This is a genomic window from Bacillus sp. B28 (assembly GCF_029536185.1).
In the GTDB taxonomy this organism is placed as follows: Bacteria; Bacillota; Bacilli; order Bacillales; family Bacillaceae; genus Bacillus; species Bacillus halotolerans.
This window is the reverse complement of sequence record NZ_CP120511.1, coordinates 3,073,379-3,085,900: the sequence shown is the minus strand read 5'-3', so window position 1 is coordinate 3,085,900 and position 12,522 is coordinate 3,073,379. Positions and strand designations below refer to the sequence as shown.

Sequence of the window (12,522 nt, the reverse complement as noted above, 5' to 3'; positions counted from 1 at the left end):
TTATGGAAGGCTCCCGTTATATAAAAAATAAATGTCTAATGGGGAGAATTAAAATCATGACTCTATGGGAATTGTTTGTAGCTGCTATTTTAGGAATCGTAGAAGGATTAACAGAGTACGCACCGGTTTCTTCGACAGGACATATGATTATAGTAGACGATATCTGGCTTAAATCAGGCAGTCTCATGTCTGAAGAAGCAGCCAACTCATTTAAAGTTGTCATTCAGCTTGGCTCTATTTTAGCGGTTGCGATCGTGTTTAAAGACAGGATTTTGAACTTGCTTGGCTTGAAAAAAAATATCACGAGTGACCAAGAGCATGGTCACAAATTAAGCATTGCCCAAATCGCAGTAGGGCTTGTGCCTGCCGCGGTTCTCGGCTTTTTGTTTGAGGATTATATTGATGAATATTTATTTTCAGTCCGCACCGTGGCCATTGGCTTAATTGCCGGGGCAGTTTTAATGCTTGCAGCCGATTGGATTAATAAACGGAAAGAAACGACAGACACCCTAGACCGTATTTCCTATAAGCAGGCAATCGGCGTCGGTTTATTCCAATGTCTTGCCCTTTGGCCGGGTTTCTCACGGTCCGGTTCAACGATTTCCGGGGGCGTTATTCTCGGGTTGAATCACCGTGCGGCAGCCGATTTCACATTCATTATGGCAATGCCGATTATGATGGGGGCCAGCACCTTAAGCCTAGTGAAACACTGGGACAGCTTAAGCTCGGATTTAATGCCGTTTTTTATCGTCGGCTTTATCTGTGCCTTTGTTGTTGCGCTGTTTGTGGTCCGTTTCTTCCTAAGACTGATTAACAAAATCAAACTTGTTCCGTTTGCAATCTACCGAATCATTCTCGGCGTGATTTTACTTTTGTTTATGATGTAAATCGAAAAATAAGGCTCCGGAAAGGGCCTTATTTTTTTCTGACAATTAGAAAGGAACAGCTTGTTTTTCAAAAAAAAATCATCTATAATAAACATGACGTTACATACGGGGCCATAGCTCAGCTGGGAGAGCGCTACGCTGGCAGCGTAGAGGTCAGGGGTTCGAGCCCCCTTGGCTCCATACCTGTAAACCCTTATTCTATAAGGGTTTTTTTGTTTTTTATAGAAAGGGTTCATTGTTGAACCCTTCTGTTGATCCGAAATCATCTGTCCCCAGGAGCATTTCATAAACTAATGATAAAGTCAGATATTCCTTCGTTAGGCTCCTGCGTTTGAAAAATGACATATAACAAACTAATCAAGTAAAGTAGTTCAGGCTGTAAATCATGAATTTTCCAATACACCACTTTGTTCTTCAAAGACCGTCATGTCTTCCAAAGGGGGTGAGTAGACATGAAGAGACACCATTCGTTCGGAAGTCGGATTGGACATTTTGTGAATTAAACCTTTGGTTGAAATAAGACATTCTCCTTTGTGGACAAAATATGAATTGGAGAGTTCTGCATGATCGCCGGCTGAGCGATAAATAGAATTGAGAAGTTTTCCTTCTAACACCATTGCACAACCAATGGATTGACCATGATCGTGGACTGCTGTCTCCTTGTTTGGAGGAATGTTAATCACGATCATTTCTAATTCATTGTTTCTATAGACGGCATTTCGGCCGTAAGCGTACTGGTCTGGTTCCTTTATATATGGTTGACTCAATTCTGAGGCGTTTGGAATTTGTTTTAAAGAAGCTGCCAAATCTTTAACCGATGGATTTTTCAAGCCGCTAAAAATTTCTTCGATACACTTATACAGTTCCATTCGTTTTTACCTCCCGGATTATTTGAAATTTCCTGACATTGGTATTTCGCAGATTAGTTCATGATATTTACCCATAGACAATTTAGAGGCGGCAAATGCCTAGTGAACACAAAAAAATTGTGCGGTCAACATGTTGTTCTTATTATCAACTTATTCGGGTTGATTAGTTTGAATTTTGATGAAAACAGTGAATTGAAAGGTGCCGTCATTACCCAAGCGAAGACCGATAGGATTACTTTTAAAACGGCCTGCTTTAAATCGCTTGAGGGAGCAGGCAGGGACTCATAAGTCACGATATCGGGCAAAAGCCGTTCAGGTTTTTGATTTGTGCTTGAAATTTGAGCCATTGACAAAACACAATCAGTTTGGAATAATGTTTGAGTATATGCTCATTTTTTCACATATTATCATAAAATAATATCATTTCCCATGATGGGGAGAGAATCCGAATGAAAGCTAATGGCATGCAAAATCTATTAGCTTCTTTTGTTTTTAAAAAATGATGTGTTTCGTATGTATTCATATAGGAAGGAATGACAACATGAAGACAAAACACTATTGGGTGATTTCTTTGCTCGCTGTTTTAGCAGTCGGGCCGGGATTGATGTCTAACACGGCATTGTCGTCAGTTCAAGGCCTTGTTCAGAAGACGGTTGGAACAAGTGACTTCACATCAGTAAATCCAATATTGATCGGCAATATGGCCTTCGCTTTATTCGTTCCGGCAGGACCGCTGCTAAGGAAAAAGTTCGGTGCCCGTCCGATCTATCTGGCTTCATTACCCGTTTTTATACTTGGCTCACTACTCTTCGCATTTTCAAGCGATATTGTCTGGATGGCGGCAGGACGCTTTTTACAGGGAGCGGCTACAGGTGTTATGCTGATGATTATGATTCCGATGCTAGTCCTGTCATTTCCGATTGACCGGCGGAATTACGCACTACTGGTGCTTATCGGCGGGTTCTATGGCTCTGTTATTATCGGTTCGATTTTAGGAACGATCGCGTTGAGCTACGGCCACTGGAGATGGCTGTTTTTTACCTTTGGCACATTGTCTTTGATCGGCGTCGCAGTGAGTTATTTCTTTCTCTATGATGAACATCATGGGGGATCAGAAAAGGAACAGTCATCACTCGACAGAGCAGGGATCATTTTATCTGTATGCGTGGCCGCAGCCTCAGCGTTTTCATTCATTTTTCTGCAAAAATGGGGCTTTTCATCAGGTTATGTACGGGCTGGTTTTGGGGTTGCTTTATGTTTGCTCCTCATTCTGTTATTTGTAGAATATAAGGTGAAAAACCCTTTCATCTCAATTAAACAGATGCTGCTGCCTAAACCTGTGCTCGGTTTATTTATCATAGCGGCAGGAACGATTACGGTAGCTGTCAGCCTGGCAGCTTTTCAAGGCTTGCTTCGTCAAATGTATGATATATCCCGAGATCATCTCATTCTTTTAAACATGACTCTATTGATTGGAGTGGCCATCGCAGCTATTGCGAGTGCCCTGTTATATGATAAAGTCGGACCAGGGGTGCTGGGGATTATAGGTTCTCTCATTCTCGTTTTTGTGAATTGTCAATGGCTTCATATGCAGTATCAATCGTCTCTCTATGTGTTTGCGGCGCTGTTCATCATGCTGGCAGCAGGAACCGGCCTGACGGTCGCAGCAGGACTAATGGGAGCCGCTATGGGCGGCCCGCTTCCTGATCTGGTCAAAAGAATGACAGCTGTTCAGTTTTTAAGATTGTTTGTCTATATGGGTGTGCCTATCCTGATCGGCTATTTCACGAAAAAGGATGCTGCCAGACAAAACGGATCGATGCAGGATTCTATGATGACTGCCTATCATGATCTTTTTTTGATTTCTTTTATCCTGAGCGTGCTGCTCGTTTGTTTATCGTTTTGTATGAACGCCACCGGAATGGGGCACAAGCTGGCTCATAAGCCTCATGATAAAGGAAAATCTGCTCCGGAAAAAACGGCTGTTTCCGCACATGGACTGACAAAGGCTGCCGTAAAATCTCATAAAGTCATACATGATCAAGAATATCGTGATGCGCTCAGACATTTTAAACAGCACAGTTTTACAAAAATAGATACATGATCACTGCCTTTCCCTTGAGGGGAAAGGTTTTTTGTGTGTTCTCTCTCAAACTTTATCCCTAAAGAATTGAAAAATATTAGAAGTACAAGTAAAATTCTTAAAGGTAGATTCTTTTACACTCGTAATCTTTTAAATCGAAGGAAGGTTTTCATGGCCCGTAAAAAACTGAAAAAACGTAGACTCTTCATCTCTCTATTTTTCGTTGTATCGATTCCGCTAGCCTTGTTTGTTTTAGTGACAACTCTTTCAAAGCCAATTGAAACATCCAAAGAACCTGAAGAAATTGATGAACAGCAAGTATTTATTGACAGCCTTTCCGGACATGCTCAAATTTTATATGAAAAATATCATATCCTTCCCAGCATAACGATAGCTCAGGCCATACTCGAATCTGACTGGGGAAACAGCGAGCTTGCCTCTAAAGCCAACAACCTGTTTGGCGTAAAAGGAAATTATAAAGGACATCACGTCACCATGGATACCGATGAATTTGAAAAAGGGGAAAGAAAAACGATTCGCGCGAAATTCCGCAAATACAGCACGTTTTTTGAATCAATGGATGATCACGCCAAATTATTTGTCCAAGGCACATCGTGGAATAAAAAGAAGTATAAGCCGGTGCTTGAAGCTGAGGATTATCAAGAAGCAGCAGGCGCTCTTCAAACATCAGGCTATGCCACAGACCCGGAATATGCTGATAAAATCAGCGCCATTGTGGAAAAGTACGATTTAGATGAATACGATGAGGTGAATCCATCTCTGAAATCTGTGGATTTAAAAGGCTCCATCAAAGACAGCGCCGTTCAAGATGTATGGTCTAAGCCTTCTACTGATGATCAATCCATTAAGCTGACCTCTGCGCAATCTTATGTTGGCAAGGATATAAAGGTTGTATCTAAAAAACAGAAAGGCCAGTCCGTATGGTACCAATTCCAAGTCAATAATAAACTGGTCGGCTGGATTGATGACTCAGCTGTTGAAATAAAGGAAGCAACCTGAGCCGTTTCTCCTGGTATTTTTATTTTTTTGTTCCATTCAGGGGAATTTGAGGTATAATATTCCACGGAAGTTATCACTTAATAACTATGCTTCAGGAGGGAACAAAGGTGCAGAAATATAGACGGAGAAACACGGTTGCCTTTACTGTATTAGCTTATTTCACTTTTTTTGCGGGAGTATTTTTGTTTTGTATCGGACTCTATAACGCTGATAATCTCGAACTCAATGAAAAAGGCTACTACATTGCAGTGATGATCCTTGTAGCGGTTGGCGCGATCCTTACACAAAAAGTGACGCGTGATAACGCAGAAGATAATGATATCATCGCGGAGCAGGAAAAAAGACAAAATCAATCTCATATTGAATCATAAAAAATCCGGCATGTAATATGCCGGATTTTTTTACATCACCCAGTAAACACCTCGCCGTCAGGGTAACGAATATTTGATTTTTCTGTTTTAGCAAATGAAAAAACAAACGTCAACGGACCGATTCTTCCGATGAACATAATCGCGATAATGATACATTTCCCCGCTGTTGTCAGTTCGGGAGTCAGCCCCATTGTCAGTCCGACTGTTCCGAATGCGGAAAAGGTTTCAAAAACAACCTGTATAAACGGCGCTTGTTCTGTAATGGTCAAGGCGAAAATCCCTATAAAGACGATGAACAAACTGATAACACTGACTGCTAAGGCCTTAATAATGATCGGATATTTTATGGTCCGGCGAAAAATAACAGTTTCTTTATGCCCTTTTAAATAAGCGATGACAGACATTAAAATCACGATGAAAGTAGTCAGCTTAATACCGCTCGCCGTTGAAGCACTGCCCGCTCCGATAAACATCAGCAGCAGGACAAATACAATGGTGCCTTCTCTCATGCTGCCAAAATCCACAGAGTTGAAGCCCGCGGTTCTCGGCGTCACTGCCTGAAAATACGAAGCCCACAGTTTATCTGGAAAATGCAGGGAACCAAGCGTGCCGGGGTTGCTGTACTCTAAAATAAAGATAATCAGCGTAGCAGCAATATTCAAAATGAACGTTCCCGCAAGCATCAGTTTCGTATGTAATGAAAAGGCTTTGAAACGCCGATTTTTCAGGATGTCAAAAAGCACCGTAAACCCGATGCCCCCTGTGATAAATAAGAACGTAATGACAAGGTTGACTGCAGGATCACCAACGTAGCTCATTAAATTATCCGGCCATAAAGAAAAACCGGCATTGTTAAAAGCCGATATTGCATGAAACACACTGGCAAACAATCCGGATGCCCAGCCATACTGTGGCACAAGCCGGATGGATAAGATCAGGGCGGCGATCAATTCGATACTGATTGAAAATAGAAACAGGACTTTGACAAGACCTATCACGCCGCCGATTGTCGGCTGGTTTAAGGCTTCCCGGACCAGCATTCGTTCTTTTAATCCGATTTTTTTTCCTAAAATCATGACGATCAGAACAGCAAATGTCATAAAGCCAAGCCCGCCGACTTGAATCAGACCCATGATGACAGTTTGCCCGAACACCGTAAATTCTGTCCCAGTGTCAACAACTGCAAGCCCGGTAACAGTTGTAGCAGAAGCCGCTGTAAAAAGGGCATCTATCCATGATAACGGCTTCGCAGCAGAAATCGGGAGCTTTAACAAAAGAGAGCCAATAATAATAGTTAGAAAAAAACCAATGGCAAGCACTTGCGGGGGAGAAAAACGAACCCACTTGATTACAGTTTCCTTATGAAGTCCCACCTTTGTCTACATCCCTTCGTTTTCGAAGCGTTTAATATCCTTTTTGTGACCCATCATCACCAGGCAGTCTTGTTCGTAAATCACCTCTTCCGGTGCAGGAGAAAGGCGAACATCTCCATTATGTTTAATTGCCAGGATGGTACATCCGTACTTTGCTCTCACATTCAGATCATGAATGGATTTGGAATTCAGTTTTCGTGTTGCCAGCAGCTCAACAATACTGTAATCATCAGATAAGTCGATATAATTCAAGACATTTTCATCAGAGAGACTTTGTGCGATTTTGACGCCCATATCCTTTTCCGGATGAATAATGCGGTCGGCGCCGATTTTTTCCAGCACCTTATGGTGATAATAATTTTGAGCTTTCACCCAAATATTTGGAATGTGAAGCTCTTTCAATAGCAAAGTGGTCAGTGTGCTCGCTTGAATATTCGCCCCTATAGCCACGACGACATATTCAAAATTACGAATTCCCAGTGAAAGCAATTCGTTTTCTTCAGTGGCATTGGCAATGACCGCATGGGTTGCGTAGGAAGCGAAGGCATTGACCTTTTCTTCGTTAATATCAATGGCAAGGACCTCATGGCCCATTCTGTGCAGCTCTTTGCAAATGCTTCCGCCGAACCGTCCAAGCCCGATTACTGCAAATTGCTTGTTTTTTATTCTTCCCAATGTTCAAGACTCCCTTAATAAAATTAGCGTTTTGAAGTAAAAAAGACCATTACAAAGAATGGTCAAAATAGACCTCCTCTCTGTATACGCCTACGAGGTTAGCTGTCGGATTAGGGATTCAGAGTACCCCTTCTTACTAAGTAAGATTCACCCCAAGGCCGTTTTGTGAAACAGCCAATCATTGGTTTCCCCGTTCGTGTTTGATTAAGCGGTAAAAGAGACTTTATGAAATTGAACACTCAAGAATTTACTCCTGTTTCTAGTGTTTGTCAATTTAAATTTAATACAAGTGAAAAGGTAACTGGAAATAGAGGGAAAAGGGAGAGGAAAAGGAGTCAAAATACGTAAAAAAGACCGGCGTTAAGCCGGCCCTCTGTGATTATTTACAGTTGCATGGCTGAGTCGGAGGTGTGCTGCGCTTAGCCACTTCGATGCTGGCTTCCGCGTAAAATTTATTTCCGATGCTCAGTGATTTGTTCTCCGCACGGAAAGTATATGTACCAGCGGCAGGAAGCGTTTTGTTATTCAGTTTTAACTTGAATTCACCAGCGCCTAATAAATCAAGAGCCAGAGGTACTCTTACTGTTTTACCGTTATTGAGGATCTGTGTTTCGCGCAATGCATTTCCGTTCATCGTATCTTTTGTATTTGCTGTAAATCCGCTTGGCAATGTGAATTCCATCACGCCAAGGCTGAGAAGCGTGTTTGGACGGTATGTCAATTCGATATCAGAGAAAGACCATTCTGTTTTGCTCGCTCCTTTAATTGTTGCAAACAATGAAGCTGTTGATTGGGCTCTCATCGTAGACTCAGTATGAGCAGAAGATGACTTAGATTCAGCTGCAAAAGAAGCTGAAGGCGCAGAAACGAGTAAACCGAGACTTAATGCACTAATTGCCAAAGAAGATAATAACTTGCGTTTCATAATAAAAATTCCCCCTAATAAATGATAAAGATTAAAGGCCTGCCTCTGCTTTCCACCTCCTCTTAAAGGCCAAATACAAATTTTACCTACATAAAATTACCATCAAATAAAATGGAAGTAAATGGGGTGTTTTTCCCGTATTTTTCAAATTCGCAGTAAATATAGCGGAAAAACAAAAAAACGTCCGGTTTTCCAGACGTTTTTCGATTATTTTGTTTCAATTGGTATAAATTTAAAGATCTCTCCGCTCTGCACCGATTCAGCGAGACGTTTCAGCCAATCGTAGTAGGCTTTAGAACTTTCCAGCTGTTCGTATAAACGTTGCGCTTCATTTTTCATTTCCTCATTGAGTTCTTCCTTATGCAAGACCTCTTGTAAATCAGCCTGAGCCTCCTCAATTGCTGATACATTCACCTGAACTTCCCGTTCCCATTTTGGCGGAAAGAAATTCGTGAAAAATTTAAAGAAATCTTTTTCGGCTACAAATGTGTGCTTGCGGATGCCACGGTGAAATGTCTTTTTCACGACATTTAAATCCTGAAGCTTTTTGACACCTGTGCTCATGCTGGGCTTGCTCATTTGCAGCTCCTCCCGCATTTCGTCAAGCGTCATCTCGTCCCGCATGTACATCGTTCCATATAATATCCCGACACTTCGGGTAATTCCGTAAAGATCCATTGTTTCAGCAATGGAGTCAATAACAAGATCCCGTGCCTGTTCTATAGCTGCAAATTCTGGATTTTCATCCATACTGACCCTCTTTTCCTTTAGAAAATTAAATTTGTTAAGTCATTTCTTTATGTTCTTTATCTTAACGAAACCTAGAGAAAAGTCAAAACGAAAAATCATAATTAGGGCTTTGACAGTTTAAAAACCTTATGTTAGATTAAGGTTGTTAAAAACATTAAATTTTTATTTAACAAACTTTATTTTCGTCAAGGAGGGCTTAGATGAGTCAAACATTATACATTGACGGTGAATGGATCAGTGCCGAAAAAGGGCAGGTCCGCAGTATTATTAATCCATTTAATCAAGAAGAAATTGCAACAGTTAGCGAGGGCGGGCGTGAGGATGCCGTTAAAGCAATCGCTGCTGCACGAAGAGCTTTTGACGCAGGAGAGTGGCCTTCTCTTTCAGGACTTGAACGCGGAAAAATAGTTCTGAAAATTGCGGAATTAATCAGACGCGATCTAGACGAGCTGGCTGAGCTCGAATCCCTTGATACAGGAAAAACGCTTGAGGAAAGCAAAGCCGATATGGACGATATCGCCAATGTTTTTCAGTATTATGCTGGTCTGGCAGATAAAGATGGAGGAGAGATCATCTCATCTCCAATCCCTGATTCGGAAAGTAAAATCATCAGGGAGCCAATTGGCGTATGCGGACAAATCACGCCGTGGAATTATCCGCTTCTGCAAGCAAGCTGGAAAATCGCCCCGGCTTTAGCGGCAGGCAATACAATTGTCATGAAGCCGAGTGAGATCACACCGCTGACGACAATCAAAGTCTTTAAGCTGATGGAGAAAGCCGGAGTTCCAAAAGGTGTCGCAAACCTTGTGTTGGGACCGGGCGCCACAGTGGGTGACGAGCTTGCTGTAAACAAAGATGTTGACTTAATTTCGTTTACAGGCGGAATTGAAACAGGCAAAAAAATCATGCGGGCGGCAAGCGGCAACGTTAAAAAAATTGCGCTTGAGCTTGGAGGGAAAAATCCAAATATCGTCTTTAAAGATGCAGACCTGGAAGTCGCGGTTGATCAGGCGCTAAACGCCGTATTTTTCCACGCCGGCCAAGTATGCTCCGCCGGGTCCCGATTGCTTGTAGAAGAAGATATTCATGATCGATTTTTAGCAGAGCTTGTCAAGCGGGCGAAACGCATTAAACTCGGAAACGGTTTTCACGAAGAGACAGAAAGCGGTCCGCTTATCTCCGCGGAGCATAGAGAAAAGGTTGAAAAATATGTAGAGATCGGACTGGAAGAAGGGGCAAAACTGGAGACTGGCGGCAAACGTCCGGAAGATCCAGCACTTCAAAACGGTTTTTTCTATGAACCTACCATTTTTTCAAACTGTAAATCTGACATGAGAATTGTTCAGGAAGAAGTATTTGGGCCAGTATTAACTGTCGAAACATTCAGTTCTGAAGAAGAAGTAATTTCACTGGCGAATGATACGATTTACGGATTGGCCGGAGCTGTATGGTCGAAAGATATTGAAAAGTGTGAACGTGTAGCAGCCCATTTGAGAATGGGAACAGTTTGGATTAACGATTTCCATCCGTACTTTGCGCAGGCGCCATGGGGCGGCTATAAGCAATCCGGATTCGGACGGGAACTTGGAAAAATAGGGCTTGAAGAGTACACAGAAGTCAAACATGTCTATCGCAACACAAAACCGGCAGCGGTTAATTGGTTCAATTCATAAGAGGGGGAGATTGATGATGACATTAAATATGAAAGTAGAAAGCATGCATAAATTTCACACATTTGAAATTCCGACTGTGATTAAGCACGGAATTGGCGCCATCAACCACGTAGGAAAAGAAGTAGCTGGACTGGGTGTTTCAAAAGCATTGCTTGTTACAGACCCTGGAATTTATAAAGCCGGCGTCGCAGATCCTGTCATCGAGTCATTAAAAGGGGCAGGCATTGAAGTGGTGCTCTTTAATAAAGTTGAGCCAAACCCTCCTGTACGGCTTGTAAAAGAAGGTTCTGAGCTTTACAAAAAAGAGAACTGCAACGGTTTGGTGGCAGTCGGAGGCGGAAGCTCCATGGATACAGCGAAGGCCATCGGGGTAGAAGCGACTCACGAGGGAAGCGTACTTGATTATGAAGCAGCCGAAGGAAAGAAACCGCTGGAGAACCGCATTCCTCCGCTTACGACAATTCCGACAACGGCTGGAACAGGCTCAGAGGTGACGCAATGGGCGGTTATTACAGATGAAGAAAGAGAATTCAAATTTAACACAGGCGGTCCGTTGATTGCCGCGCATTTGACTGTGATTGACCCAGAGCTTCACGTCTCAATGCCGCCGCACGTAACAGCAATGACGGGGATTGATGCTCTCGCTCACGCCATTGAGTGCTACACAATGAAATTTGCGCAGCCGATTACAGACGCAGTGGCGTTGATGGCGATTGAATATGCCGCTCACTACATTAAGAGAGCATTTGCTGACGGAGAAGATCTCGAAGCCAGATACGGAATGGCGCAAGCTGCTATGCTTGCCGGTCTTTCTTACGGCAGTGAATCAGCGGGTGCTGCTCACGCCATGAGCCAAACACTCGGCGGTATCATCCCGGTCGCTCACGGTCAATGTGTAGCGGCAATGATGGGCCCTGTTATGGAATACAACTGGAAGGGCTATCCGGAGAAATTTGCCCGCATCGCAAAAGCGTTTGGCATTGATACAAGCAATATGACAACAGAAGAAGCTGCAAAAGCATCTGTCAACTGGATGTACGATCTTGTGAAAGAGTTAGAAGTACCGACTTTAGAAGAACAAGGGGTATCGCCTGACATGATCGAGCGCTTGTCAAAAGAAGCGATGAAAGATCCGCAAACCTTCGGTAATCCTAGAGATTTAAATGAGAAAGCATATAACTGGATCTACAAGCGCTGCTTTAATCTTACCCCCAAAACTGTATAATGCGATGATCCCGCTCCTTTACAGAGCGGGATTTTTTTGGATAATTGAACATAAGTGACAATCCTAGAGATGAAGGACGGTGCAAGCTTATGTGGAAACGCATGACCGCAAAAACGGAAGGCTTATATGTTGCAGATACAGAAGGCTTTGTAACAAAACAAATGGACAAGCTCGATTTTGATTATGGCGGCATTCCCGGCGACTTACATTTCGGCCTGACAAAAAAAGCTGGGGCTCGAGAGCCAATGTTTTCAAGAGGAACAGAAATTTTTAACCGCAGACAAATTTCAATTGTTTCAACAGAAGAATGTGACGAAATTGCTTTGAAAATGGGCGTCCCGAGTATTTTTCCCGAATGGCTCGGTGCAAATGTTGCAATCAGCGGTATACCTGATTTCACAACATTAAAAGAAGGAAGCCGGCTTATATTTCCGAGCGGCGCCGCTTTACTGTGTGAGGGAGAAAATGATCCGTGTATCCAGCCGGGTGAAGTCATCCAGTCTTATTATCCGGACAAGCCAAAGCTTGCACCGGCTTTTGTCCGCCATGCGTTGGGGATAAGGGGCATTGTATGTATTGTCGAGAGACCCGGTGCCGTGTATGCGGGTGATGAAATAATCGTTCATTCATACCAGCGGAACATCAAACAAAAAGCAGAAAGAGTCTGAATA

Annotated in this window: 12 protein-coding genes, 1 tRNA gene and 1 riboswitch; of the genes, 8 read left to right on the top strand and 5 right to left on the bottom strand. The window is 42.8% G+C overall.

What is annotated here, in order from left to right:
- Positions 1-56: 56 nt before the first annotated feature.
- Entirely contained in the window at positions 57-887 is an 831-nt protein-coding gene (locus P3L57_RS15425) for an undecaprenyl-diphosphate phosphatase (RefSeq protein WP_010331630.1), read from the top strand.
- 107 nt (positions 888-994) lie between these two features.
- Positions 995-1,067, top strand: a tRNA-Ala gene (locus tag P3L57_RS15420).
- Between the two features lie 203 nt (positions 1,068-1,270).
- Here the strand turns inward: P3L57_RS15420 and P3L57_RS15415 are convergent.
- Positions 1,271-1,756 carry a cysteine dioxygenase gene (locus P3L57_RS15415; protein ID WP_044158889.1) on the bottom strand — a complete coding sequence of 162 codons (486 nt, stop codon included), beginning with the start codon at positions 1,754-1,756 and terminating at the stop codon, positions 1,271-1,273.
- A gap of 541 nt (positions 1,757-2,297) precedes the next feature.
- Here P3L57_RS15415 and P3L57_RS15410 point away from each other — a divergent pair.
- The 3 genes from P3L57_RS15410 to P3L57_RS15400 all read left to right on the top strand — a co-directional run bounded on the left by P3L57_RS15410 (position 2,298) and on the right by P3L57_RS15400 (position 5,230).
- Positions 2,298-3,860 (top strand): MFS transporter, encoded by a 1,563-nt coding sequence (locus P3L57_RS15410; RefSeq protein WP_069486995.1) that lies wholly within the window; start codon positions 2,298-2,300, stop codon positions 3,858-3,860.
- 150 nt (positions 3,861-4,010) lie between these two features.
- Positions 4,011-4,859, top strand: a complete 849-nt coding sequence (locus P3L57_RS15405; protein ID WP_069486996.1) for a glucosaminidase domain-containing protein — start codon at positions 4,011-4,013, stop codon at positions 4,857-4,859.
- A 107-nt stretch (positions 4,860-4,966) separates the two neighbouring features.
- The gene (locus tag P3L57_RS15400; protein ID WP_010331626.1) at positions 4,967-5,230 is read left to right on the top strand and encodes a YiaA/YiaB family inner membrane protein; all 264 of its coding nucleotides are present in this window, start codon (positions 4,967-4,969) and stop codon (positions 5,228-5,230) included.
- A 35-nt stretch (positions 5,231-5,265) separates the two neighbouring features.
- Here P3L57_RS15400 and ktrB read toward each other — a convergent pair whose 3' ends face one another.
- From ktrB to cudC, 4 genes are all read right to left on the bottom strand, one after another.
- Positions 5,266-6,603 carry a Ktr system potassium transporter KtrB gene (gene ktrB, locus P3L57_RS15395; protein WP_069486997.1) on the bottom strand — a complete coding sequence of 446 codons (1,338 nt, stop codon included), beginning with the start codon at positions 6,601-6,603 and terminating at the stop codon, positions 5,266-5,268.
- Between the two features lie 6 nt (positions 6,604-6,609).
- Complete coding sequence (ktrA, locus tag P3L57_RS15390) at positions 6,610-7,278, bottom strand: potassium uptake protein KtrA (RefSeq protein WP_024122619.1); 669 nt, start codon at positions 7,276-7,278, stop codon at positions 6,610-6,612.
- 71 nt (positions 7,279-7,349) lie between these two features.
- A riboswitch (cyclic di-AMP (ydaO/yuaA leader) is annotated at positions 7,350-7,499 on the bottom strand.
- Between the two features lie 158 nt (positions 7,500-7,657).
- Positions 7,658-8,203 carry a biofilm surface layer hydrophobin BslA gene (gene bslA, locus P3L57_RS15385; RefSeq protein ID WP_044160301.1) on the bottom strand — a complete coding sequence of 182 codons (546 nt, stop codon included), beginning with the start codon at positions 8,201-8,203 and terminating at the stop codon, positions 7,658-7,660.
- Between the two features lie 207 nt (positions 8,204-8,410).
- Positions 8,411-8,953 (bottom strand): transcriptional regulator GbsR, encoded by a 543-nt coding sequence (gene cudC, locus P3L57_RS15380; RefSeq protein WP_059334714.1) that lies wholly within the window; start codon positions 8,951-8,953, stop codon positions 8,411-8,413.
- A 200-nt stretch (positions 8,954-9,153) separates the two neighbouring features.
- Here cudC and betB point away from each other — a divergent pair, with 200 nt between their 5' ends.
- The 3 genes from betB to P3L57_RS15365 all read left to right on the top strand — a co-directional run bounded on the left by betB (position 9,154) and on the right by P3L57_RS15365 (position 12,519).
- Positions 9,154-10,626, top strand: a complete 1,473-nt coding sequence (betB, locus tag P3L57_RS15375; RefSeq protein ID WP_059353455.1) for a betaine-aldehyde dehydrogenase — start codon at positions 9,154-9,156, stop codon at positions 10,624-10,626.
- A 16-nt stretch (positions 10,627-10,642) separates the two neighbouring features.
- Positions 10,643-11,851 (top strand): choline dehydrogenase, encoded by a 1,209-nt coding sequence (gbsB, locus tag P3L57_RS15370; protein WP_059292712.1) that lies wholly within the window; start codon positions 10,643-10,645, stop codon positions 11,849-11,851.
- An 89-nt stretch (positions 11,852-11,940) separates the two neighbouring features.
- Positions 11,941-12,519 carry an MOSC domain-containing protein gene (locus P3L57_RS15365; RefSeq protein ID WP_059292677.1) on the top strand — a complete coding sequence of 193 codons (579 nt, stop codon included), beginning with the start codon at positions 11,941-11,943 and terminating at the stop codon, positions 12,517-12,519.
- Positions 12,520-12,522 lie beyond the last annotated feature (3 nt).